General features: G+C 63.8%; 22 protein-coding genes. 15 read left to right on the top strand and 7 right to left on the bottom strand.

Annotation, left to right across the window (positions count from 1 at the left end; genetic code table 11):
- Nucleotides 1–108: 108 nt before the first annotated feature.
- Entirely contained in the window at nucleotides 109–1,254 is a 1,146-nt protein-coding gene (locus tag GC125_RS05915) for a GGDEF domain-containing protein (RefSeq protein ID WP_199864468.1), read from the top strand.
- 7 nt (nucleotides 1,255–1,261) lie between these two features.
- On the opposite strand, the gene GC125_RS05920 is transcribed toward GC125_RS05915, so the two are convergent.
- Together GC125_RS05920 and GC125_RS05925 are read right to left on the bottom strand one after the other, a co-directional pair.
- Nucleotides 1,262–2,491: an NAD(P)/FAD-dependent oxidoreductase gene (locus GC125_RS05920; protein ID WP_151984556.1), complete on the bottom strand. Its 1,230-nt coding sequence runs from the start codon at nucleotides 2,489–2,491 to the stop codon at nucleotides 1,262–1,264.
- A 162-nt stretch (nucleotides 2,492–2,653) separates the two neighbouring features.
- A complete protein-coding gene (locus tag GC125_RS05925) occupies nucleotides 2,654–3,244 on the bottom strand; it encodes an NADPH-dependent FMN reductase (protein ID WP_151984558.1) in 591 nt (196 codons plus the stop codon).
- 86 nt (nucleotides 3,245–3,330) lie between these two features.
- Between GC125_RS05925 and GC125_RS05930 the strand changes: the two genes are divergently transcribed.
- Nucleotides 3,331–3,756: a winged helix-turn-helix transcriptional regulator gene (locus tag GC125_RS05930; RefSeq protein ID WP_126011655.1), complete on the top strand. Its 426-nt coding sequence runs from the start codon at nucleotides 3,331–3,333 to the stop codon at nucleotides 3,754–3,756.
- An 85-nt stretch (nucleotides 3,757–3,841) separates the two neighbouring features.
- Here GC125_RS05930 and groL read toward each other — a convergent pair whose 3' ends face one another.
- Together groL and groES are read right to left on the bottom strand one after the other, a co-directional pair.
- Nucleotides 3,842–5,488 carry a chaperonin GroEL gene (gene groL, locus GC125_RS05935; protein WP_151984560.1) on the bottom strand — a complete coding sequence of 549 codons (1,647 nt, stop codon included), beginning with the start codon at nucleotides 5,486–5,488 and terminating at the stop codon, nucleotides 3,842–3,844.
- A gap of 61 nt (nucleotides 5,489–5,549) precedes the next feature.
- Nucleotides 5,550–5,846: a co-chaperone GroES gene (gene groES, locus GC125_RS05940; protein WP_151984562.1), complete on the bottom strand. Its 297-nt coding sequence runs from the start codon at nucleotides 5,844–5,846 to the stop codon at nucleotides 5,550–5,552.
- A 260-nt stretch (nucleotides 5,847–6,106) separates the two neighbouring features.
- Here groES and GC125_RS05945 point away from each other — a divergent pair, with 260 nt between their 5' ends.
- From GC125_RS05945 to GC125_RS05960, 4 genes are all read left to right on the top strand, one after another.
- Nucleotides 6,107–6,955, top strand: a complete 849-nt coding sequence (locus tag GC125_RS05945; RefSeq protein ID WP_151984564.1) for a TIGR01459 family HAD-type hydrolase — start codon at nucleotides 6,107–6,109, stop codon at nucleotides 6,953–6,955.
- 10 nt (nucleotides 6,956–6,965) lie between these two features.
- Nucleotides 6,966–7,970 carry a bifunctional riboflavin kinase/FAD synthetase gene (locus tag GC125_RS05950; RefSeq protein WP_151984566.1) on the top strand — a complete coding sequence of 335 codons (1,005 nt, stop codon included), beginning with the start codon at nucleotides 6,966–6,968 and terminating at the stop codon, nucleotides 7,968–7,970.
- Nucleotides 7,971–8,260: 290 nt separating this feature from the next.
- Nucleotides 8,261–11,278, top strand: coding sequence for an isoleucine--tRNA ligase (gene ileS, locus GC125_RS05955; protein ID WP_151984568.1), 3,018 nt, complete (start codon nucleotides 8,261–8,263; stop codon nucleotides 11,276–11,278).
- A gap of 118 nt (nucleotides 11,279–11,396) precedes the next feature.
- A complete protein-coding gene (locus GC125_RS05960) occupies nucleotides 11,397–12,068 on the top strand; it encodes a hypothetical protein (protein WP_151984570.1) in 672 nt (223 codons plus the stop codon).
- Nucleotides 12,069–12,082: 14 nt separating this feature from the next.
- Here GC125_RS05960 and GC125_RS05965 read toward each other — a convergent pair whose 3' ends face one another.
- Entirely contained in the window at nucleotides 12,083–12,538 is a 456-nt protein-coding gene (locus GC125_RS05965; RefSeq protein ID WP_151984572.1) for a nucleoside deaminase, read from the bottom strand.
- Between the two features lie 63 nt (nucleotides 12,539–12,601).
- On the opposite strand from GC125_RS05965, the gene GC125_RS05970 reads away from it, so the two are divergent.
- The 3 genes from GC125_RS05970 to GC125_RS05980 are packed head-to-tail and all read left to right on the top strand — an operon-like array spanning nucleotide 12,602 to nucleotide 15,970.
- Entirely contained in the window at nucleotides 12,602–14,515 is a 1,914-nt protein-coding gene (locus tag GC125_RS05970) for a pseudouridine synthase (protein WP_151984574.1), read from the top strand.
- A complete protein-coding gene (gene rsmD, locus GC125_RS05975) occupies nucleotides 14,496–15,068 on the top strand; it encodes a 16S rRNA (guanine(966)-N(2))-methyltransferase RsmD (protein ID WP_151984576.1) in 573 nt (190 codons plus the stop codon). The genes GC125_RS05970 and rsmD overlap by 20 nt, the downstream gene beginning before the upstream one ends.
- Complete coding sequence (locus GC125_RS05980; RefSeq protein WP_286165379.1) at nucleotides 15,065–15,970, top strand: patatin-like phospholipase family protein; 906 nt, start codon at nucleotides 15,065–15,067, stop codon at nucleotides 15,968–15,970. Before rsmD ends, GC125_RS05980 begins: the two co-directional genes overlap by 4 nt.
- A gap of 21 nt (nucleotides 15,971–15,991) precedes the next feature.
- Here the strand turns inward: GC125_RS05980 and GC125_RS05985 are convergent, their stop codons facing one another.
- Nucleotides 15,992–16,417, bottom strand: coding sequence for a VOC family protein (locus GC125_RS05985; protein ID WP_151984578.1), 426 nt, complete (start codon nucleotides 16,415–16,417; stop codon nucleotides 15,992–15,994).
- 198 nt (nucleotides 16,418–16,615) lie between these two features.
- On the opposite strand from GC125_RS05985, the gene GC125_RS05990 reads away from it, so the two are divergent.
- The 6 genes from GC125_RS05990 (at nucleotide 16,616) to lpxK (ending at nucleotide 22,247) form a co-directional block, all read left to right on the top strand.
- The gene (locus GC125_RS05990) at nucleotides 16,616–17,953 is read left to right on the top strand and encodes a TldD/PmbA family protein (protein ID WP_502706037.1); all 1,338 of its coding nucleotides are present in this window, start codon (nucleotides 16,616–16,618) and stop codon (nucleotides 17,951–17,953) included.
- The gene (locus tag GC125_RS05995) at nucleotides 17,940–18,770 is read left to right on the top strand and encodes a 3'(2'),5'-bisphosphate nucleotidase CysQ (protein WP_286165380.1); all 831 of its coding nucleotides are present in this window, start codon (nucleotides 17,940–17,942) and stop codon (nucleotides 18,768–18,770) included. The genes GC125_RS05990 and GC125_RS05995 overlap by 14 nt, the downstream gene beginning before the upstream one ends.
- A 60-nt stretch (nucleotides 18,771–18,830) precedes the next feature.
- Nucleotides 18,831–19,091 (top strand): DUF4170 domain-containing protein, encoded by a 261-nt coding sequence (locus tag GC125_RS06000; protein WP_151984582.1) that lies wholly within the window; start codon nucleotides 18,831–18,833, stop codon nucleotides 19,089–19,091.
- A 70-nt stretch (nucleotides 19,092–19,161) separates the two neighbouring features.
- On the top strand, nucleotides 19,162–19,881 hold the full coding sequence (locus tag GC125_RS06005; RefSeq protein WP_151987609.1) for a lysophospholipid acyltransferase family protein: 720 nt from the start codon (nucleotides 19,162–19,164) through the stop codon (nucleotides 19,879–19,881).
- On the top strand, nucleotides 19,878–21,203 hold the full coding sequence (gene waaA, locus GC125_RS06010) for a lipid IV(A) 3-deoxy-D-manno-octulosonic acid transferase (protein WP_151984584.1): 1,326 nt from the start codon (nucleotides 19,878–19,880) through the stop codon (nucleotides 21,201–21,203). The genes GC125_RS06005 and waaA overlap by 4 nt, the downstream gene beginning before the upstream one ends.
- Before the next feature lie 6 nt (nucleotides 21,204–21,209).
- Nucleotides 21,210–22,247 carry a tetraacyldisaccharide 4'-kinase gene (lpxK, locus tag GC125_RS06015; protein ID WP_151984586.1) on the top strand — a complete coding sequence of 346 codons (1,038 nt, stop codon included), beginning with the start codon at nucleotides 21,210–21,212 and terminating at the stop codon, nucleotides 22,245–22,247.
- Between the two features lie 16 nt (nucleotides 22,248–22,263).
- Here the strand turns inward: lpxK and GC125_RS06020 are convergent, their stop codons facing one another.
- Nucleotides 22,264–22,485 carry a DUF2093 domain-containing protein gene (locus GC125_RS06020; RefSeq protein ID WP_151984588.1) on the bottom strand — a complete coding sequence of 74 codons (222 nt, stop codon included), beginning with the start codon at nucleotides 22,483–22,485 and terminating at the stop codon, nucleotides 22,264–22,266.
- Nucleotides 22,486–22,595: the final 110 nt, after the last annotated feature.

The following is a 22,595-nucleotide window of genomic DNA, read 5'->3' on the forward strand; positions in this document are numbered from 1 at the left end:
ATCGCACGCGGTTAACCAAGCCGGCTAACGCTATCGTAGGCAAGTCCGGGTCAAAAATGCATGAGGGGCAGGTGGGGCTGCTCCCTCGTGCATTGGGGGCCGGGTGGCATGATACAGTTGATCGGGCAGGTCATCTTCGGCGTCAACGCGACGATGTTGCTGGTTTTCGCCGCCGTCTACTTCGTTGCCGGCCATGGGCGAAAAGAACGCTATTGGCGCTCCTGGTGGGTCTCCAGCCTCATCCTGGGGCTGGGTCTCGCGAGCTTCGTCGTCCGGGATTCGCTGCCGCTCGGTCTAGGCGTGTTCCTGCCCAACGGCCTGCTCATTCTCGGTTTCGGTCTGCGCTGGCGGGCCGCACGCGAGTTCTCCGGGCGCCCTGTGATGCGCTCGGTCGTGTTCGGACCCGCATCCTTGTTTCTGCTGCTCTGTCTCCTACCGCCGTTCCTGTCCACCTACGGCTTAGTCTACACTCTGGTGAACATCGCGCTGACGACGCTCGCGGTATTGACCGCATGGGAATTCTTCCGCGATCACGAGGACCGTCTCTGGTCCCGCTACGGCCTCGCATTCGCTTACGGCCTGATCAGCCTGTCCTTCGGCTTGCGGGTGGTGCAGGGGCTGGTCGAAGGCGGCTCGATGGTCAATGCGGTGCCGCGGGACTTGGCTCTTTTGGCGCACCTGATCGTATCCACGATCTACATCGCCGCTTCAGGCGCTTTCGCTCTGTCGCTGGCTTATGAGCGCAATGCGGCCGACCTCAGGAAAGCAGCCTCCCACGATTTCCTGACCGGGCTGCTCAACCGCGGGGCTTTCGAGCAGAAACTGCGCTCGCGCTGCGTTGCTTCAGCCGGAGAGCCGTTCGCGCTGGCGCTTTTGGATATCGATCACTTCAAGGCGATCAACGATCAGCACGGCCACGCGGCCGGCGACGCGGTGCTGCGTACCTGCGCCAGCATATTCAGAGATCATGCACATGAAGGTGACCTCGTTGCTCGCATCGGTGGCGAGGAATTTGCGCTTGTCCTCAATGGTCCATGCGCAAAGGCGGCGGAGCGGCGTGTCTCGCAGCTCATCGAGGCAATCGGCCGATGCACCATGGGCTACGCCGGGCGCACCATCCGAGTAACCGTTTCGGCCGGCATGCTCCATTGCGATGGTGCCGCCGACTTTGACACGCTCGTCGCCCGCGCGGACCAATTGCTCTATACAGCCAAGAGCAACGGGCGCAATCGCGCCGAGGTCCTTGCCGCCTAACCGACCATCAACGGCTGAAGGCGAACAGCTTGGCGTCGGGATCCGGTTGACCGCCGATCTCGGCCGATACGATTTCGGCTGCGATCTTCGAGAAGGTGATGCCGTTGCCGCCAAAGCCCATCACCGCGAATGTGCGCTCCATCTGAGGCACGCGGCCGATGAGGGGCAGACCGTCGTTCGTCGTGCCGAACGCCGCCGCCCAGGCTGCATCATGTGCACCGATCTTCATGCCGAGCAGCGCTTCGACCTTCTTGGTGATGGTAATCGCCTTGGCTTTGAGCTTCTTAGGATCGGCGAAGGCTTCGCCGTCGTCTTCGTCCTCGCCGCCAACGATCAGTCGACGATCGCGGGTCGAGCGGAAATACAGGTACGGGTCCGAGCCTTCCCAGACGAGATGGTCCGGCAGCCAATCCGGAAGGGTCAGCCCGGGCGCGGAAGCGAGCGCCCAGGTCGACACGACGTCGTGGTTCTGGCTCGCGAGCGTTTCGAGGAACTCGTAGCCGGTGCAGAAAATGGCGTGGCCGGCCTCGATCAGGCTGCCGTCGCTGGTGGCGAGCACGACGCCCTCGGCGGTCTCGCGCAGATCGGTGATCTCGACGCCCTCGACGAGCTCGGTACCCCGTTTGAAGGATTCGCGCAGAAAGCCCGCCGCCATCTGGGCGGGATTGCCAGACGCGGACGCGTCACTGACGATGCCCGCATCGCGGTCCAGTCCAAACCGGGCTTGGACTTGGCTGCCGTCGAGCAACTCCGCGTCGAGGCCAGCCTTCTTGCGCGCATCGTATTCCTTGGCGAGCGCATCGGCATCGAATTCGTCGCCCGACAGATAAAGCGTCTTCTTGCGCTTCATGCCGCACGATATGCCGCGTTCTTCCACGCGCTCGGCCAACGCATCCACCGACGACGCCGAGCGGCGCCAGACGCGGTTGGCCTTGGCCGTGCCGATCATGCCGGAGAGCTTGTGCAGCGGCACGTCGATCTCGTGCTGGATCATTGCGGTGGACGCCATCGTGCTGCCGTGGACGGCGCGCCTGCGATCGACCACCAGAACCGACCGCTTGCCGTCTGCGAGTGCGTCTGCCATCAGCGCGCCGCTGATGCCTGCGCCGATGATGACGACATCGAAATGGCGCACCGGAACCGCCTTGCGGGAGAGCAGTTTGATGCGGGGCGTTTGCGCCCACAAAGGTTCGGCCTCGCGCAGGTCGCGCTGGCGCGTCAGGGTGTCGTCGACCATGGAAAGATTGCCCGGGAAAGTGAGGAAGTATCGCTCACAATGGACCGAGCCCCCTTTGGTTCCGGCCGGCCCCTGCGGCAAAATGGGCGCGATTTCTTATCCACGAAATACCCATCGCGGCAGCCGGCGACCGGTGCCGCGATGGACGAAATTTTGGATGGATCAGGAAGCCTTTGCGAGAGAGACGTTCGCCTCTTCGTCGCGGGCAGACTTGAGCGCCTTGCCCCACCAGGCAAGCTGGCCGAGCATCGTCTTGGCCGCATCGACCAGGTGCGCGAAATCCGAAATCTGCTTCTCGCCTTTGACGATAGCGAGATATTCCGGGAACAGGATATGCGTGCCGGTCTTCACGGATGCCATTTCCATTTCGACCGCGATCTGGCGAAGCTGCTCTACCGCGCGGGCGCCACCGACACCGCCATAGCCGACGAATGCTACGGGCTTTCGAACCCATGCGCCGTGGTCGATCGCATTCTTAAGAACAGCGGTCGGAGCGTGGTTGTACTCGGCCGCGGTGAAGATGTAGGCGTCGAACTCCTGAACCTTAGCCTTGAACTTGGCGGCCGTCTCGCTCTGTGCTTCAGTCGCCGCCGGATCGCCGTAGAAGGCCATCGGGTAGTCCTTCAAGTCGATCATTTCGACGTCGAACGCGCCGTCAGATTTCGCGAGGTCTGCGATCCAGTGTGCAGGCTTTTCGGCGAAGCGGCCTTCGCGTGTGCTGCCGATGACGACGGCGATTTTGAGCTTGCTCATTTCCAGTATCCTTAAGTGCGCTGGTAACCAATAGTGACTGTCGCTATATCTGTCATCTGAACCCGATTGTTCAAGGAGGCACTTTCATGAAACCTGCTCACCCGGACGTAACCTGCGGGCAAGCCGTGGCGCCTTTCGAAGTATCGGATGCCTGCCGGCCGGTGAACGCGATCCTTTCCCGGATCGGCGATAAATGGTCCGTGCTCGTGGTCAGTTATCTCGGCAATGGGACGATGCGGTTTTCCGAGCTGCGGCGGGCGATCGACGGGATCTCGCAGAAGATGCTGACGACGACGCTTCGTGGCCTCGAACGCGATGGCTACGTCACCCGGGCGGTTACGCCGACGATCCCGCCGCGCGTGGATTACGCACTCACCGATCTCGGCCGCGAACTGCTCGTGCCGCTGCGCGCGCTCGGCGAATGGGCGGTCGCGAACCGTGAACGCGTGGAGGCGGCGCAGGCGCGCTTCGACGCCGAGAATGTCGAAGCCTCCAGAATCCGGTTCGGCTGACGCAGACCCAAACGAAAAAGGGCGACCCGAAGGCCGCCCTTGTCCATTGATCGGCAGGTGATGCCGACACGCTTTAAAGCGTGTCTTACATCATGCCCATGCCGCCCATTCCGCCCATGTCCGGCATGCCGCCGCCACCGCCGTGGGAGTCCTTCTTCGGAGCTTCCGCGATCATGGCTTCGGTCGTGACGAGCAGGCCGGCAACCGAGGCTGCGTCCTGAAGTGCGGTACGAACGACCTTGACCGGGTCGACGATACCCATGGCGATCATGTCGCCATACTCGCCGGTCTGAGCGTTGTAGCCGTAGTTGTCGTCGTTCTTGTCGAGGATCTTGCCGACGACGATCGATGCTTCTTCACCGGCGTTCTCGACGATCTGGCGGGCAGGAGCCTGCAGAGCGCGACGGACGATGTTGACGCCTGCGTCCTGGTCGGCGTTCTGACCCTTGACCGTGAGTGTGGAGGAAGCGCGTAGGAGAGCGACGCCACCACCGGGCACGATACCTTCCTGGACGGCTGCGCGCGTAGCGTTCAGCGCGTCGTCGATGCGGTCCTTGCGTTCCTTGACTTCGACTTCCGTCGAGCCGCCGACGCGGATGACGGCAACGCCACCGGCGAGCTTGGCCAAGCGCTCCTGGAGCTTCTCGCGGTCGTAATCAGAAGAGGTCTCTTCGATCTGAGCCTTGATCTGGGCGACGCGACCTTCGATTTCGGACTTCTGTCCGGCACCGTCGACGATCGTCGTGTTTTCCTTGGTGATCGAGACCTTCTTGGCGCGGCCGAGCATGTCGAGGGTGACATTCTCGAGCTTGATGCCGATGTCTTCGGAAATCACCTGGCCACCGGTCAGGATCGCGATGTCTTCGAGCATTGCCTTGCGGCGATCGCCGAAGCCCGGAGCCTTGACGGCAGCAATCTTCAGGCCGCCACGCAGCTTGTTGACGACGAGCGTTGCGAGAGCTTCGCCTTCGACGTCTTCAGCGATGATGACGAGCGGCTTGCCCGACTGAACGACGGCTTCCAGAACCGGGAGCATCGCCTGCAGGTTGGACAGCTTCTTTTCGTGAAGAAGGATGTACGGGTCATCCAGTTCAGCGACCATCTTTTCCGGGTTGGTCACGAAGTAGGGCGACAGGTAGCCACGGTCGAACTGCATGCCTTCGACGACTTCGAGTTCGGTTTCGGCAGTCTTGGCTTCTTCGACGGTGATGACGCCTTCGTTGCCGACGCGCTGCATGGCTTCAGCAATGTCTTCGCCGACCTGCTTGTCGCCGTTGGCGGAGATGGTGCCGACCTGTGCGACTTCAGCCGAAGTGTTGATCGGCTTGGCAGCGGCTGCCAGCTTCTCGACGACTTCCTTGACGGCGAGGTCGATACCGCGCTTCAGGTCCATCGGGTTCATGCCGGCCGCTACGGCCTTGTTGCCTTCGCGAACGATGGCAGCGGCGAGAACGGTTGCGGTCGTCGTGCCGTCACCAGCGACGTCGTTGGTCTTCGAAGCAACTTCGCGGACCATCTGGGCGCCCATGTTCTCGAACTTGTCTTCAAGTTCGATTTCCTTGGCAACCGATACGCCGTCCTTCGTGATGCGCGGTGCGCCGAAGGACTTTTCGATGACGACGTTGCGGCCCTTGGGGCCGAGCGTGACCTTGACGGCATCGGCGAGGATGTCGACGCCGCGCAGCATGCGCTCACGCGCGCTGCGGCCAAATTTTACTTCTTTAGCAGCCATTGTAAAACTCCCGGGCTATTGCCCTAATTGGATGCATTGAATGGGGTCGAAAGGGCTCGGCTCAGCCGATGATGCCCATGATGTCGGCTTCCTTCATGATCAGAAGGTCTTCGCCGCCGATCTTGACTTCCGTGCCAGACCACTTGCCGAAGAGCACGCGATCGCCAACCTTGACGTCGAGCTCGACGAGCTTGCCGCTTTCGTCACGGGCGCCGGAGCCGACGGCGACGATTTCGCCTTCCTGCGGCTTTTCCTTAGCGGTGTCCGGGATGATGATCCCGCCGGCAGTCTTTTGTTCGGATTCGACGCGCTTGACGACGACTCGGTCGTGCAGCGGACGGAAATTGGTGGTTGCCATTGTCTTACCCTCGGTCGAATGACATGAGATGGCGCAGCCTCGTTGAAGCCGCGCTGGGGAGTTAGCACTCACGCTTGGGGAGTGCTAACTGGAGCCGGAGATAGGCGTGGCTCGGGTGACTGTCAAGGCATTTGGCGAGCCAAGTCGATTTGGTTCGGCGACCTCGATACCCCTTGTTTTCGAGCGCCGTCTGGGCGATGTCACGCGCGAGCCTCATTCGTCCCCCTTACACTGCATAGTGCGGAGCATCAGCGCGCCCGATGATTCAGAAAATCGAAAATCTCGCGAGCCTGCATCAGACCTACGATGCGGTTCTGTCGGATGTGTGGGGCGTGCTGCACAACGGCGTCGTCGCTTGGCCCGATGCCTGTGAGGCACTCAGCCGGGCGCGCGAGGACGGGCTTTCGGTCGTTCTGATCACCAATTCGCCGCGCCCGAACCAGGACGTCATCCTGCAGTTGGACGGTATCGGCGTCCCACGCAGCGCCTATGATCGCATCGTGACATCGGGCGATGTCACGCGGAAGCTGATCGAAGCCGGCCCCAAGAAGGTGTTCTTTCTCGGCCTCGACCGCGACCTGACGTTGCTCGAGGGCCTTGGTGTCGAAGTCGTTGGTGAGGACGAGGCGCAGGCCGTCGTCTGCACCGGTCCCTACGACGACGAGAACGACAAGCCCGACGACTACCGTGAGATGTTCGCGCCATGGGTCGAGCGCGGTGTTCCGTTCATTTGCGCCAATCCCGACCTGATCGTGGAGCGCGGCGACAAGCTCGTTCTGTGTGCCGGCGCACTTGCTGCCGTTTACGACGAGATGGGCGGCGAGACGCGCATCACGGGCAAACCCTATCCCGCGATGTACGATGCCGCGCTGGCCTTCGTCGCGGAGTTGAAGCCGGATGTGGCGGCCCCCCGCGCCATCGCCATCGGCGACGGCCTGCCGACCGATGTGAAGGGTGCCCAGGATTACGGGCTCGACCTGCTTTATATCGCCAATGGCATCCATGCGCGGGACTATGCCGACGGTGGGCGCATCGACGCTGACAGGCTCGCGGACTTCCTGGAAGACAATTCCGCCCGACCGCACTACTGGATGCCCGCGCTCGGATGAGGTGGGGCGGATGAACCGGGGCGGTCACGATCAAGGCTTCATCACGGCGGAGTTGCGGCCCGGCGAGCCCGTCGCAGCCGCGCTGCAAGGCGCGGTGGTCGCGATCGGCAATTTCGACGGCGTCCATCGCGGTCATCAGGCGGTGCTGTGCGAAGCGCTCGAAAAGGGTGCCGAACTCGGTTGCGCAACGATCGTTCTAACCTTCGAGCCGCATCCGCGCAGCTTCTTCAAGCCGGCCGAGCCGGTGTTCCGGCTGACGCCATCGCCGTTGCGCGCTACGCTTCTGGAGCTTGCGGGCTGCGACGGCGTGGTCGAATGCACGTTCGACACCGACTTTGCCGCCCAGACGGCATCGACCTTCGTGGAGCGGATCGTGGTCGAGCAACTCGCGGCGCGCCATGTGGTCACCGGCCACGATTTCCATTTCGGCAAGGGTCGCCAGGGCGGACCTAATTTTCTGGCGACGGCCGGCGACGAGGCCGGCTTCGGTGTGACGCTCGTCGAGGCGTTCTCGGATGAAAACGGAGACATCGTCTCGTCGAGCCGGATCCGTTCGGCACTCGCCGATGGCGCTGTGACGTTGGCTGCTGGCCTGCTCGGCTACCGGTTCCAGGTGCAGGGAACTGTCATCGGCGGCAAGCAGCTCGGCCGCACGCTCGGCTATCCGACTGCCAACATGGCGTTGCCTCCAGAGGCGACGCTGGCACCCGGCATCTATGCTGTGCGGTTCAGAAGAGCGGACGGAACCCTGCACGACGGCGTTGCCAGCTATGGCTATCGACCGACCGTTGATTCAGGAGGAGAGGCGCTGCTCGAAACCTACGTCTTCGATTTCTCAGGCGATCTTTACGGAGAGACCTGCTCGGTGACGCTGTTCGGCTATCTTCGGCCGGAGCAGAAGTTCGATGGCTTGGATGCACTCGTCGTGCAGATGCGCCGGGACGAGGAAGAGGCGCGCGCTTTGCTCGCATCGGTCCAACCGCTCGGACCCCTCGATAAGGCGCTCAACTTCTGAGACTGGCGCGAGCCCGTCAGAAACCGCTTTATTCAACAGGCGTCGCTTGATAGAAGCGGCGCCATGTCGAGCGATAAGGCGCACAGATTGCTGCGAATTACGGGCCCGGCTTTTCGTGCGCGCGCTTAGAGAGCGGGCCGCCGAAGGGCCGGGTAAAAATACGGCATGCGCCTTCCTGTCTGGCCGATAGCCCTCGTTTCGGCATGGCGGCAGGCGCCGATCTTCTCAGTCTCGATCGATAGACGGACAGCCGGCTCCAGGCGACCGGCAACGCACGAAAAGCGGACATCATGAACGACCAGGCGACGACAAGCGCAGAGGCGATGGACTATTCCACGACGCTTTATCTGCCGCAGACCGAATTTCCCATGCGCGCGGGCCTTCCCCAGAAGGAGCCCGAACTCGTCAAGCGCTGGCAGGAAATGCAGCTCTACCGCAAGCTTCGCGAAGCGGGCGCCGGGCGCGACAAGTTCGTGCTGCATGACGGCCCGCCCTATGCCAACGGCAACATCCATATCGGCCATGCGCTGAACAAGATCTTGAAGGACGTGATCACGCGCTCATTCCAGATGCGCGGCCGCGATGCCAACTACGTGCCAGGTTGGGACTGCCACGGCCTGCCGATCGAGTGGAAGATCGAGGAGCAGTATCGCGCCAAGGGTCTCGACAAGGACAAGGTGCCGGTCAACGAATTCCGCCAGGAATGCCGCGACTTCGCAGCCCACTGGATCGCGGTCCAGACGGAAGAATTCCAGCGCCTCGGCATCGAAGGCGATTTCGATCAGCCCTATACGACGATGAACTTCCACGCCGAAGCGCGCATCGCCGGCGAACTGATGAAGATCGCGAAGTCCGGCCAGCTTTATCGCGGCTCGAAGCCGATCATGTGGTCGGTCGTCGAGCGCACCGCTCTGGCCGAGGCGGAAGTCGAGTACCAGGACTACGAAAGCGACACGGTCTGGGTGAAATTCCCGATCGCCGAAGCCGCAGCGCCGGCCCGGACTGCGGTGGATGTCGGTGCCGACGGTCATTTGAAAGGCCCATCGGACGCCGAAGTTGCCGACCGCGCGTCGACCTCGTCGGATCTGTTGGGTGCCGCGATCGTCATCTGGACCACCACGCCCTGGACAATGCCCGGCAACCGGGCGATCTCCTATTCGTCGCGCGTTGCCTATGCGCTCTACGAAGTGTCGGCGAGCGAGAACGATTTCGGGCCGCAGCCAGGCGACAAGGTGGTGTTCGCCGAAACGCTGGCCGAGGATTGCGCCACCAAGGCGAAGATCACCCTGACGAAGCTTCGCTCGGTCTCCGCAGCTGAACTCGAAGGAACGGTCTGCGCGCATCCGCTCAAGGGCTTTGGCGGCGGCTATGAATTTGCCGTGCCGCTTCTGGCCGGCGACCACGTCACCGACGATGCCGGTACAGGCTTCGTCCACACCGCCCCCGGCCATGGCCGCGAAGACTTTGACGTGTGGATGGACCATGCCCGTGAGCTTGAAGCCCGCGGCATTTCATCGAAGATCCCGTTCACGGTGGACGACGGCGGCTTCTACACCGCAGACGCACCGGGCTTCGGTCCAGATGCGGAAGGCGGCGCTGCCCGCGTCATCGACGACAAGGGCAAGAAGGGCGATGCCAACAAGCGCGTCATCGAAGCGTTGATTGCCGCCAACAACCTCTTTGCGCGCGGCCGGCTGAAGCACACCTATCCGCATTCCTGGCGCTCCAAGAAGCCGGTAATCTTCCGCAACACGCCGCAGTGGTTCGTCCACATGGACAAGGCGTACGAGGATGGCTCGACGCTGCGTACCCGCGCCGTCTCCGCCATCGACCAGACCCGGTTCGTGCCGGGCGCCGGCCAGAATCGTCTGCGCGCGATGATCGAGGATCGCCCCGACTGGGTGCTGTCCCGTCAAAGGGCGTGGGGCGTGCCGATCGCGATCTTCGCCGACGACCAGGGAGAAATCCTCGTCGACGACGCGGTGAACGCCCGCATCCTCGAAGCCTTCGAGGCGGAAGGGGCCGATGCCTGGTTCGCCGAAGGCGCCAAGGAGCGCTTCCTCGGAAACGATCATGATCACGGCCGTTGGCACCTGGTCCGGGACATTCTCGACGTCTGGTTCGACAGCGGATCGACCCACACATTCACGCTCGAGGATCGTCCGGACCTGAAATGGCCCGCCGACGTCTACCTGGAAGGCTCCGACCAGCACCGCGGCTGGTTCCATTCCTCGCTGCTCGAAAGCTGCGCCACGCGTGGTCGCGCGCCCTACGACACCGTCGTCACCCATGGTTTCACCATGGATGAGAAGGGCGAGAAGATGTCGAAGTCCAAGGGCAATACCGTTACCCCGCAAGAGGTGATGAGCCAGTCGGGCGCCGACATACTCCGGCTTTGGGTGATGACGACGGATTACGGCGAGGACCAGCGTCTCGGCAAGGCGATCATCCAGACCAACATCGACGCCTACCGCAAGCTGCGCAATTCCATCCGCTGGATGCTCGGCACGCTCGCCCACGACGAGGGCGAGGATGTTGCGCTGCATGACATGCCCGAACTGGAGCGGCTGATGCTGCACCGGTTGACGGAGCTCGATCGTGTGGTGCGCAAGGGCTACGACGATTTCGACTTCAAACGCATCTCGCGCGCCCTGATCGACTTCGCCAATGTGGAGCTGTCGGCGTTCTATTTCGACATTCGCAAGGACGCGCTTTACTGCGACGCACCCTCGAGCCTGCGCCGCAAGGCGTCCTTGCACGTCATTCGGCAGATATTCGATTGCCTGGTGACCTGGATGGCGCCGATGCTGCCTTTCACGATGGAAGAAGCATGGCTGTCGCGCGATCCGTCCAAGGTCTCGGTGCATCTGGAGCAGTTCCCGCGGCTTGCCGTCGACTGGGAAAACGAGGTGCTCGCCGCCAAGTGGAAGAAGATCCGCACCGTGCGCCGCGTCGTCACCGGCGCGCTGGAAGTGGAGCGTCGCGAAAAGCGCATAGGCTCTTCGCTCGAAGCCGCGCCTGTCGTTTATGTCGACGATCCGGCGCTCTTGAACGCGCTCGACGGGCTCGATTTCTCCGAAATCTGCATCACGTCCGGCATCGAGCTCGTGTCCGGCAAGGGACCGGATGACGCGTTCCGCCTGGATGATGTGGGCAGCGTCGCGGTCGTGCCGCGCGAGGCGAGCGGCAGGAAATGCGCGCGCTCGTGGCGCATCACCGACGATGTCGGTTCCGATCCCGCCTATCCAGATGTGTCGGCACGCGATGCGGCGGCGCTCAAGGAACTGGCGGAACTCGGCCGCCTTTAGGGGCGGTCGGATTGCTCAAGCATGAACTATTCGCTATGACCGTGCCCGGAAATGGCCGGATTCTTGACGCATGGGCGAGCTTTACGTTTCACGGCCGATAAGGCGGGGAAAGATCCTGATGACAATGGGAATGCATGTGCGACTGGCCATGAGGGCCGCGATGCTGGGCGGTGTGGCGATGACGCTTTCCGGCTGTCTCGGCAGCCCGACATACGGCACCGGTACAGATGCGACCACGCAGCTTCTCAACGACATCGGCGACGTGGCGTCCATTCGCCCCCAGCAGGGTGGTGACATTGCCTATCAGCCACGGCCTGACCTTGTTCAACCAACCGATACGTCGGCGCTGCCCGCGCCGCAGACTGCGTTGGCACGGACGGAAGCGTGGCCTGAATCGCCTGAGGAAACCCGGGCCCGCCTGCGTGCCGAGGCCGATCTTTCGGGCGGAACCGGCAGCTTCAGCTCGCCGCTCGCCCAGCGCGAAGCCGGCGGTGGGGCAGGGCGCGAGGCGCCCAATCCTCGCCGTGGTCCCGTTGGCGGTCCGATCGGGCTCCCAAGCGGCGTTTCCGGTGCCGAAGCACAGGCCGATTACCGCGCCCGTCAGGAGATCGCCCGTGCAGCCGATCCCACGACGCGCAACTTCCTGTCGGAGCCGCCGCTCGAATATCGCCAGCCGGTAGCGACCGCTCCGGTGGGTGACATGGGCGAATCGGAGCGGACCAAGGAACGCCGGCGCATGCAGGAAGCGACGCGCGGACAGTCGCTGCGCCAGAAGTGGCTGCCGTTTTAACGAACTACGGCAAGCTATCGCTTGAGCGCGAAGAACTCTTTCAGGATGCGCGCAGCCCCGGCTTCGCCGATCCCGGCATAGACGTCCGGCGCGTGGTGGCAGGTCGGCTGGTCGAAGAAGCGGCCGCCGCTGATCACGGCACCACCTTTCGGGTCTGAAGCGCCGAAATAGAGCCGCCTGATGCGCGCGAAGGAAATCGCCGCTGCGCACATGGCGCAAGGTTCGAGCGTCACGTAGAGGTCGCAGTCTGAAAGCCGTTCGCTGTCGAGGACGCGGGCTGCGGCGCGAATGGCGGCGATCTCGGCATGGGCCGTCACGTCGCGCAACTCGCGCGTGCGATTGCCTTCCGCAGCGACGATGGTGCCTCCAAGCACGATAACGGCGCCGACCGGCACTTCGCCGCGCAGACCGGCCGCTTCCGCAGCGGCCAGCGCGTGGTCCATGAATGTCGGGCGCTCTTGTTCAGCCATTTTTCTCTTAATCCAGATCGGGCAACCTGATAGGAAAGCGCCCGACAAAAGGCAAATCTCACAATGAGCTTCAAAGACAAGCCCAAGGGCAAGGGCGGTGCCGCCCCCCGTTCGAAACCGCCGGTTCGCGACAAGAAAACCAAGCCGGCATCGGCAACCGTGGCCGAGTCGGGTGCAGCGGCTGCGCCGTCCGAACCCGAGCGCATTTCCAAGCTTCTCGCCCGCGCCGGCATCGCCTCGCGTCGTGATGTGGAACGCATGATCGCCGAAGGCCGCGTGACATTGAACGGCAAGGTGCTCGATACGCCGGCCATCAACGCCACGTTTGCCGATGCGATCGAAGTCGATGGCGAAGCCGTCACCGGCATCGAGCGCACACGGCTCTGGCTCTACCACAAACCCGCCGGTCTCGTGACGACCAATCGCGATCCCGAAGGCCGGCCGACTGTTTTCGAACGGCTGCCGAAGGCGCTCCCGCGGGTCATGTCCATCGGGCGTCTCGACATCAACACCGAAGGCCTGCTGCTTCTGTCGAATGACGGGGGTCTCGCGCGCGTCCTGGAATTGCCGACGACAGGCTGGCTGCGCCGCTACCGCGTGCGCGCCCATGGCGACATCAGCCAGGAAAAGCTCGACACGCTGAAAGACGGCATCGCCGTGGAAGGCGTGCTCTATGGCGGCATCGAAGCGACGCTCGACCGTCAGCAGGGGTCGAATGTCTGGATCACGATGGGTCTCCGCGAGGGCAAGAACCGCGAGATCAAGAACGTGCTTGGCGCGCTTGGCCTCGACGTCAACCGCCTGATCCGCATCTCCTATGGCCCGTTCCAGCTTCAGGATCTGCCGGAAGGCCAGGTGGTGGAAGTGCGTGGCCGCATGCTGCGCGATCAGCTCGGACCGCGCCTCATCGAAGAAGCCGGCGCCGATTTCGATGCGCCCATTCTGCACCAGACCGATGGTGCCGAAGAGGCCGACGACAGCAAGCAGAAATCAGGCGCGAAACCGAAGCCATTCGGCGAAAAGCCGGCGGAACGCAACGAGCGACTCCGTGGCCGTCTCGACACCAAGCGAGAGGAAACCGGGCGCGGCGCCAAGGAAGGCGGCTGGAGCAAAGACGGACCACGCGCCAAGGATGGTCCCCGCAGCAAGGACGGCTCCCGCAGCAAGGACGGCCCACGGGGCAAGGATGCTGCCGGCAAGGACGGTCCGCGCAAGCCGGTGACACCGCAGGTGCGTCGATCGAGCAATGTCTGGATCGCGCCCGGTGCGCGGCCGATGGGCCCGAAGCGCGCGGCCGAGAAGGAAGATGCCGACCGTCGTCAGGCTGAGCGCGATGCCAAGCGGGAAACGCGTGGAGATCGGGCAGGCGCTCGCCCCCGTCGCGAAAGCGGCGATGCGAATGCGCGTCCCGCTGGGAGCAGGGACGGCGCCCGTTCGCCGCGTCGCGACCAAGGCGAGGGACGCGATGCTGCCCGTCCGGCGCGAGGCGGCAAGCCGGCATTCGCTGGATCCGATCGCGCTCGAAGCGATGCGCCGCGCGACGGCGAGCGTCCGCGCAGGGACGAACGTCCGCGTCGCCCGGATCGTCCGGAAGGATCGGGCGCTGCCAGAGGCCCTGGCGCCAGAGGCGCAGGCACCCGTACGGAAGGCAGCAGGCCGCCATCGAGCGGCGAAGATCGGCCGAGAAGCCAGGGGCGTCCCGCTCCGGCCGGTGCATCGGAAAGACCAGCCGGTCGCGGTCCGCGTCCTACAGGTGGTCCAGGCAAGCCGGCAGGTGCTGGTCGCAGCTTTGGTGACAAGCCGGGTGCCGGTGCCCGTCCTTCGGGCGGCAGACCTGCAGGCGCTGGCAAGCCCAGAGATGCCAAGCCCAGAGATGGAAAGCCGAGCGGCGGCAAGCCGAGAGACGGCAAGCCAGGTGGTGGCCCACGCGGTGCGGGCGGATCGAAAGGACCTGGCAATGCGGATCGTCGGCGGTGAATTCGGCGGGCGGTCACTGAAGGCGCCCCGTTCCGACGCCATCCGCCCGACCAGCGATCGAACCCGTGAGAGCCTGTTCAACATTCTCGCCCACGCCTATCCGGGCGCGGTCGAGGGTGCACGCGTGCTGGAACTCTTCGCCGGCACCGGCGCAGTCGGGCTCGAAGCCCTGTCGCGCGGAGCGTCATCGGCGATTTTCGTGGAGCAATCCGTTGAAGGCCGCGCCCTGATCCAAGCGAACATCGAGGCATTCGGCCTAATGGGCCGCACCAAGATTTTCCGGCGCAACGCAACCGCGCTCGGCGCATGCCGTGGTCTGGAGCCCTACAGCTTCATCTTCGCGGATCCGCCCTACGGCAGAGGCCTTGGTGAAGCTGCGTTGAATGGCGCGGCGGTCGACGGATGGATCGCGGACGGCGCACTTGTGCTGCTCGAAGAACGCTCCGATCAGAGCCCCGAGCTGTCGCGTTCATTTTTTCCTCTTGAATCACGTGTATTCGGGGAAACGAGCATTCATTTCTATCGTTACGAGCCGGGACGAAACGGATCATGAGCATCGTCAACGAGCCATCAGCGATGACGCTGGAAATGCGGCGTCGGACCTCCGAGCCGACGGTCGCCGTCGCGTTCGGTGGCGGCGGCGCGCGCGGAATTGCGCATATCCATGTCGTCGAGGCGTTGAACGATCTCGACATTCAGCCTGTCGCGATTTCCGGCGCATCGATCGGCGCAATCATCGGTTCGGCCATGGCGTCGGGCATGCGGGGCCGCGAGATCAGCGAGTTCGCGCTCGCAACCGTCGGCAACTGGTCGGAAGTGGCGAGCCGGCTGTGGAAGATGCGTCCTCAGACGATCAGCGAGATGTTCCGCCGCAAGCGCGGCCAGTTCGGCCAGTTCGATATCGAACGCATCCTGCACGGCTTCCTGCCGCAGGCGATCCCTCAGGATTTCGCCGACCTTCAGATCCCGACGAAGATCGTCGTGACCGACTATTACGCCCAATGCGAGCGGATCTGCGACACCGGCGATCTCTACAATGCGCTCGGTGCCTCGGCTGCCATACCGGCCGTCTTCCGCCCCGTCATTCGCGGCGGCCGTGTGCTGATCGATGGCGGGATCTACAATCCCGTGCCTTATGATCATTTGCTGGGTCTGGCTGACATCGTCATCGCCATCGACGTCGCGGGCGGACCTTGCGGCAACGAGGCGCGCATTCCGACCCGCATGGATGCGATTTTCGGCGCCAACCAGCTGATGATGCAGTCGATCATTGCGATGAAGCTGAAGGCATGCCCGCCGGACATTTTCCTGCGGCCCGACGTCAGCCGTTTCCGCGTGCTCGATTTCCCGAGGGTGGCGGAGATTCTTGCCGCTTCGGCGCCGGTGCGCGATCAGCTGAAATTCGCGCTGGACGAGGCTTTCGAGCAGCATGCGAAGGCCCACCGCGGCCATTGATCGCGGAAGGCCAGGACGGCCTCAAGCGGCGAACACGGCGTCCATGTCGGCGAAGCCCTTGAATTCCAGCGCGTTGCCGGACGGATCGCGGATGAACAGCGTCGCCTGTTCGCCCGGTTGGCCCTCAAAGCGGATCTGTGGCTCCAGGATCCAGTCGATCCCGTCCGCGTCCTTCAGACGCTCGGCCAGCGCGCGCCACTCGTCCATGGTCAGGACGGCGCCGAAATGCGGGATGGGCACTGCCTTGCCGTCGACCGTTCCACTGCCTTCCGCACCGGTGTCGCGCGCTGATGGACGCACATGGCCGGACATCTGATGACCGAAGAGATCGAAATCGATCCATGTCTCCGATTCCCGGCCGATCGCGCAGCCGAGCACGTCGCGATAGAAGCTGCGCGTCTCTTCGATGTCGCGGATCGGAAAGGCGAGATGAAAGGGCCCGGCCATGGATGCTCTCCTCGAGATGAAAAACCGACGGCCTGTCTATGCGGTTCGTGACGCGTTGAACAGGGCGCACGCGGCTTGATGCGCTGCAGCAGGCGCAATACATGAGGGGGTAGGCGGTCTGACGTCGACCGCCCATCTCGTCCGCAAAGTCTTGCCGCACCGAAGATGCCGGGACGGCACAACGCTTCAGGAGTTTCGATGATCGATACGAGCGCGCTGGAAAAGGAAGCCGCGAGGCTCGTCGAGCTTGCCAAGAGCGCCGGAGCCGATGCGGCGGACGCGGTCGTTGCGCGCGGGCGCTCCAAGTCGGTCTCGGTGAGGCTCGGCAAGGTCGAAGGCACGAATGCCGCCGAAAGCGACGATTTCTCCCTTCGGGTCTTTGTCGGCAAAAAGGTCGCCAGCGTATCCGCCGGCCCCGGCGCGGATCTGGCAGAACTTGCCGAGCGCGCGGTCGCCATGGCCCGCGTGTCACCGGAAGATGCCTATGCAGGCCTCGCCGATCCTGAAAATCTCGCCCATGAGATCATCGACCTCGACCGCTTCGATCCGACGGATATTTCGGCGAGCGAATTGACCGAAGCGGCCCTGGCCGCGGAGGCGGCGGCGTTGGCGGTGGACGGCGTCAGCAATTCCTCAGGTGCGGGTGCATCGGCCGGCATGGGCGGAATGGTGCTCGTCACGTCGCACGGATTTTCCGGTTCCTTCATGGCCACGCGCTTCGGCCGTTCGGTCAGCGTCATCGCCGGCGAAGGCACAAAGATGGAGCGCGATTACGATTTCGACAGCCGGCTCTTCGCCGCCGAACTCGACAGTCCCGAACTCATCGGGAAGCGGGCCGGCGAGCGCACGGTCCGACGCGTGGCGCCGCGCCAGGCAGAGACCGGTCGCAACATCACCGTTGTCTTCGATCCGCGGGTTGCACGGGGCTTCGTCGGCCACGTGGCCAGCGCGATCAATGGCGCGTCGGTTGCGCGAAAGACGAGCTTCCTGCGCGACAAGATGGGCAAGCAGGTGATGAAGGCCGGCATCATGATCACCGACGATCCGTTGATCCATCGCGGCCCCGCGTCCCAGCCATTCGATGGCGAAGGCGTGCGCGGTGCGAGGATGACGATGATCGACGATGGCGTTCTGGCAAACTGGTTCCTCTCCAGCTCGACGGCGCGCGAACTCGGCCTGAAGACCAACGGGCGCGGTGTTCGCAGCGGCAGCAACGTCAATCCGGGCTCGACCAACCTTGCGCTCGAGCCGGGAGACATGTCGCCGGAAGATATGATCCGTCAGATCGGCACCGGTTTCTACGTCACCGAACTGATCGGGCATGGTGTCGACATGCTCACCGGCGAATACAGCCGCGGCGCCAGCGGCTTCTGGATCGAGAACGGTGAGATTGCCTATCCCGTCGCCGAAGTTACCATCGCCTCGAACTTGAAAGACATGTTCATGCGGCTGACGCCCGCCAACGACATCGACCGCAAGTTCGGGACCGCCGCTCCAACAATTGCAATCGCAGGAATGACGCTTGCCGGCCGATAATGCCCGCGAAGCCGCCTCTTGGACGGCCGATCTCGACCTGATCCTCGGTGCAGCCGAGGAGGCGGGACGCATTGCCATGCGCCATTTCCGCAATGCTCCGGACGTCTGGTACAAGAACGGCGGAACCTCGCCGGTGTCGGCGGCGGACATGGCGGTCGACAGCTTCCTGAAGGATGCACTGCTTGGAGCCCGGCCCGACTATGGCTGGCTTTCCGAAGAAACGGTGGATGCCGCGGACCGGCTGACGCATCGTGACGTGTTCGTCGTCGACCCGATCGACGGCACGCGCGCCTTCATCGAAGGCATGGACACCTGGTGCGTGTCCATCGCGATCGTGTCCGACGGCAGTCCCGTGGCGGGTGTTCTCGTCGCACCAGCGCTGGCGGAGACATTTTCGGCCTCGCAGATCGGCCAGGCGCAGAAGAATGGTCAAGTGCTCTCCGTCCCGCCGATTGATGCCAGCCAGCCATTGCGGTTCGCCGCGCCCAAGCCGCTGGTCGAAGGCCTTTCCGAACGCCTCGGCCGGGATGTGACGCGCATGCCGCATATTCCGTCGCTCGCCTATCGGCTGGCCATGGTGGCCGACGGCCGGCTCGACGCGACGCTCGTCAGTGCCAAAGCGCGCGACTGGGACATCGCTGCCGCAGATCTCATTCTATCGCGTGTCGGCGGTCAGGTGATGACGCTTTCGGCCGAAACGATCGCCTATAACCGAGCCGAGACCGACCATGGTATCCTCGTCGCAGGCCAGGCAGCACTCATGCCGGGGCTTGCGCATGCTGTGGCTGCGCTCCACGCGCCGGCTGCCGAGCATTGACCTTTCCGGCGAATTGTCCGAAACCGCTTTGGATTTCCGATCTATCGAAGGAACCGCCCTATGTCTGAAGCAGGACAGAAACAGCTTCTCCACCTGGTTTTCGGCGGCGAACTCGCCACGTTGAAGGAAGTGAAGTTCCGCGATCTCGACAAGCTCGACATCGTCGGCATCTTCCCCGACTACCAGTCGGCGCTGGCCGCCTGGAAGTCGAAGGCGCAGCTGACGGTCGACAACGCCCACATGCGCTATTTCATCGTGCACATGCACCGTATGCTCGATCCGGAGACTGACATCGTCACCGCGGTCAAATCGACGATCTGAAGCAGCCACCTTGCCGGTTCCCGACAATCAGCGCCTGGACCCTGCCGTCTCTTCCGGGAACGGCAGGCGGGTGACGCCGCCTGAACGAAGGCTCGGTCGCCGGATACTCTCCTCACCGGCCTTCCAGGCGATTGCCGCACGCCTTTTGCACGGCGTCTTGTGGTTCATCTACAAGACCAACCGTCCGGTGGCGTCTTCCCAAGATCTCGCGGGGATCGCGAAAAGCGACGGCCCGCTGATCATCGCACTCTGGCACGGGCAGCAATCGCTGGTTCAGTTCACGCGTCCTGAAAATGAGAAGGTTGCGAGCCTCGTTTCCCGCAGTGTCGATGCGGAAATCAACGCGCGGGTAATCCTCCTTGCCGGCAATGAAGTGGTGCGCGGCTCCGGCGGTCGCGAGCGCGAAGCGGCAAGCCGCAAGGGCGGAGCCCAGGCGTTGATCGCGTTGCGGAATGCGCTGAGGCGAGGGCGGCATGTGGTCATGATCGCCGATATTTCGAAAGGCGCGCCGCGCCAGGCCGGTGACGGCGTCGTGCGGCTCGCCAAAGTCAGCGGTCGGCCGATCGTGCCGCTGGCGCTGGCGACGAGCCGCTATCACGTGGTCGACAAGGCGTGGGACAAGATGACCATAAATCTGCCGTTCGGGCGGCGTTGTCTGCGAATCGGCGCGCCTATCCATGTGGGGCCGGATGCCAGTCCGGACGAGTTGGAGGCCGCGCGCCAGAAAGTGACGGCCGAATTGAACCGGGTGACGGCGGCGGCTTACGAAGCGGCGGAGGCAGGCAGATGAGCGGAGGTTGGGCACGTGTCGTGCTGACCGGTTATCGCCTCGCCGGTGCAGCCGTTTACCCCTTCATTGGCGGTTATATTTCCATGCGAGCCGCGCGTGGCAAGGAAGAGCGTTCGCGCCGACGGGAACGCTACGGCTACGCCAGCGCGCCCCGTCCGGAGGGTCCGCTCGTCTGGTTCCATGCGGCGAGCGTCGGCGAGACCATGGCGGTCATTCCGCTCATCGAAGCGGTCGCCGAGCGCGGTATCTCCATCGTTCTGACGACCGGCACGGTCACCTCCGCCACCATCGCGCGCGACCGGCTCGATCCGTCGATCCATCACCAATATGTGCCGCTCGACCTGCGCCCGGCCATTCGCCGTTTTCTCGACCATTGGCGGCCCGACGTGGCGATCTTCGCCGAGTCCGAGATCTGGCCGATGACGATCCTTGAGCTTGGCGCGCGCCGGATCCCGCAGATCCTCGTCAATGGCCGGCTGTCCGACAAATCCTTCGAGCGCTGGAAGCGCCGCAGTTCGCTTGCCGAAGCGCTGTTCGAGCACTTCTCCCACGTAATCGCGCGCACCGACATCGATGCAGAACGGTTCCGGCAGCTTGGAGCGCGGCCCGTCACCATCTCGGGCAATCTCAAGGTCGATACGAACGCTCCGCCCTACGATCCCGATGAACTGGCCGAGGTGCAGGCGCAGGTCGGCGATCGAGCGACCTGGGCGGCGATCTCGACCTTTGACGGCGAGGAGGCACTTGCTGCAGATGCCCACGAATTCGTTCGTCCCCATGTCGGCGCACTGACGATCATTGTGCCGCGGCACCCGGAACGGGGCGACGCGGTGGAGGCGATGCTTGTTCAGCGCGGCCTCAAGGTTGCCCGCCGGTCGCGCGGCGATGTCATCGACGCGACAACCGATGTGTTCCTCGGCGACACGATCGGCGAGATGGGTCTTTATCTCCGCCTGACGGAAGTCGTCTTCGTCGGACGCTCGTTGACGGGTGAAGGTGGGCAGAATCCGCTCGAGCCGGCCATGCTGGGCGCGGCCGTTCTGTCCGGTCGCAACGTGCAGAATTTCCGCGAAACCTATCAGAAGCTTTTGAAGAATGGCGGCGGCCGCATCGTTCGCGACGGCGACATGCTGTCCAAGGCCGTGCATTATCTTCTGACCAACGACAAGGTCCGCCAGGACATGATCAAGGCCGGCCAGCGGACGGTCCATGACATGCGCGGCGCGCTCGCCCTGACGATCCGGGCGCTGGAACCCTATATCAGCCCGCTCGCCGTGAAGGCGCGGCTGCAGACCTATGAGATGGAACGACAAGAGGAGTGACGGACCATGGTCAGCGAGGCACCTCCCTTCTGGTGGAATGACGCGGATTGGCGTGCCAAGGGCCTCGCTCCGGTCGCTTGGGCCTATGGCTCCATCGCGCGGCGTATCATGGACCGCCGCCAGCGCCTGAGGCTGCCGGTCCCGGTCATCTGCGTCGGCAATTTCACCGTCGGCGGTGCCGGCAAGACGCCGACGGCCATGGCGCTCGCGAAAGCCGCCGTCGCCAAGGGTCGTAAACCCGGCATCCTGTCGCGCGGCTATGGCGGCTCGATGGACGGCCCGGTTCTGGTCGATCCGCACCATCACCGCGCCAAGGATGTCGGCGACGAGCCGATGCTTCTCGCAAAGCACGCGCCGACCGTGATCGCCAGGGATCGACGCCGCGGCGCCGAGATGCTGATCGCAAGCGGCGTCGACATGATCATCATGGATGACGGCTTCCAGAGCGCGCAGATCGAGAACGATTATGCGCTGCTGGTGATCGATGCCGGCCGTGGTCTCGGCAACGGACATGTCATTCCTGCCGGACCGGTGCGCGCGCCCGTGATCGATCAGCTGCGCCATGCGACGGCGCTTTTGACCGTCGGTTCGGGTGCTGCCGCCTCCGACATGGTGCGGAGGGCCTCACGGGCCGGCAAGCCGATCCATCAGGCGCGCATCGTGCCGCGCGAACCGAGCCGGTTCAGCAGCCAGCGCGTCTTCGCCTATGCCGGGATCGGCGATCCGCATCGCTTCTTCCGCTCGCTGGAAGAGGCCGGCGCCGAGATCGTGCGCAAGCGCTCCTTCGGCGATCACCATCCCTTCACCGATGAGGAAATGCGCGATCTGATCGCGGACGCCGACAAGGATGATCTGCAACTGGTGGCGACGGAAAAGGACGTGACCCGGCTCAAGGGCCACCATGGTCTCGCCGAAGAGCTCCTCTCCAGGACCGACGCGCTCGTGATCGACATGGTGTTCGATCAGCCGGGCGTTCCGGCATCCATCGTGGAAAAGGCGATCGCGACCTTCAAGGACAAGCGTCTGTCGGCGCCGTTCGGCTGAAAAGCGAGCGGCCGGATCAGGCGGGCAGGGTGCCTGCGCGTTTTTCGGCCTCGAAGGACGCGATGACGTCGACATAGGCTTCCTGGCGCGCAACGCTCCAGTATTTCAGTTCGTCGATCGGAATTTGCTGGCCCGTGATGGCGCACAGCACATAGGTGCCTGGCACGACGACCTGAAAGTCGCCATCGAGATAGCGCAGCTTTGCGGGCCTGGCGCCCGCGCCCTCGAAGCGGTTCATCACGTTCTGGCTTCCTGCTTTCGACCTGTCGATGACCGGATATAGCAAGCCCGAGGAGCGGCGCACAACCGTCCTTTGCCCGCGTCCCTGTCTTCCGCCCCTGGCGATGG

Origin of the sequence: Rhizobium sp. EC-SD404, assembly GCF_902498825.1 — a bacterium.
Taxonomy (GTDB): domain Bacteria; phylum Pseudomonadota; class Alphaproteobacteria; order Rhizobiales; family Rhizobiaceae; genus Georhizobium.

Bases quoted from the DNA above. Each gene is read 5' to 3' on its own strand.
- GC125_RS05915 (WP_199864468.1), top strand. From the start codon at position 109: ATGATACAGTTGATCGGGCAGGTCATCTTCGGCGTCAACGCGACGATG.
- GC125_RS05920 (WP_151984556.1), bottom strand. From the start codon at position 2,491: ATGGTCGACGACACCCTGACGCGCCAGCGCGACCTGCGCGAGGCCGAA.
- GC125_RS05925 (WP_151984558.1), bottom strand. From the start codon at position 3,244: ATGAGCAAGCTCAAAATCGCCGTCGTCATCGGCAGCACACGCGAAGGC.
- GC125_RS05930 (WP_126011655.1), top strand. From the start codon at position 3,331: ATGAAACCTGCTCACCCGGACGTAACCTGCGGGCAAGCCGTGGCGCCT.
- groL (WP_151984560.1), bottom strand. From the start codon at position 5,488: ATGGCTGCTAAAGAAGTAAAATTTGGCCGCAGCGCGCGTGAGCGCATG.
- groES (WP_151984562.1), bottom strand. From the start codon at position 5,846: ATGGCAACCACCAATTTCCGTCCGCTGCACGACCGAGTCGTCGTCAAG.
- GC125_RS05945 (WP_151984564.1), top strand. From the start codon at position 6,107: ATGATTCAGAAAATCGAAAATCTCGCGAGCCTGCATCAGACCTACGAT.
- GC125_RS05950 (WP_151984566.1), top strand. From the start codon at position 6,966: ATGAACCGGGGCGGTCACGATCAAGGCTTCATCACGGCGGAGTTGCGG.
- ileS (WP_151984568.1), top strand. From the start codon at position 8,261: ATGAACGACCAGGCGACGACAAGCGCAGAGGCGATGGACTATTCCACG.
- GC125_RS05960 (WP_151984570.1), top strand. From the start codon at position 11,397: ATGACAATGGGAATGCATGTGCGACTGGCCATGAGGGCCGCGATGCTG.
- GC125_RS05965 (WP_151984572.1), bottom strand. From the start codon at position 12,538: ATGGCTGAACAAGAGCGCCCGACATTCATGGACCACGCGCTGGCCGCT.
- GC125_RS05970 (WP_151984574.1), top strand. From the start codon at position 12,602: ATGAGCTTCAAAGACAAGCCCAAGGGCAAGGGCGGTGCCGCCCCCCGT.
- rsmD (WP_151984576.1), top strand. From the start codon at position 14,496: ATGCGGATCGTCGGCGGTGAATTCGGCGGGCGGTCACTGAAGGCGCCC.
- GC125_RS05980 (WP_286165379.1), top strand. From the start codon at position 15,065: ATGAGCATCGTCAACGAGCCATCAGCGATGACGCTGGAAATGCGGCGT.
- GC125_RS05985 (WP_151984578.1), bottom strand. From the start codon at position 16,417: ATGGCCGGGCCCTTTCATCTCGCCTTTCCGATCCGCGACATCGAAGAG.
- GC125_RS05990 (WP_502706037.1), top strand. From the start codon at position 16,616: ATGATCGATACGAGCGCGCTGGAAAAGGAAGCCGCGAGGCTCGTCGAG.
- GC125_RS06000 (WP_151984582.1), top strand. From the start codon at position 18,831: ATGTCTGAAGCAGGACAGAAACAGCTTCTCCACCTGGTTTTCGGCGGC.
- waaA (WP_151984584.1), top strand. From the start codon at position 19,878: ATGAGCGGAGGTTGGGCACGTGTCGTGCTGACCGGTTATCGCCTCGCC.
- lpxK (WP_151984586.1), top strand. From the start codon at position 21,210: ATGGTCAGCGAGGCACCTCCCTTCTGGTGGAATGACGCGGATTGGCGT.
- GC125_RS06020 (WP_151984588.1), bottom strand. From the start codon at position 22,485: ATGAACCGCTTCGAGGGCGCGGGCGCCAGGCCCGCAAAGCTGCGCTAT.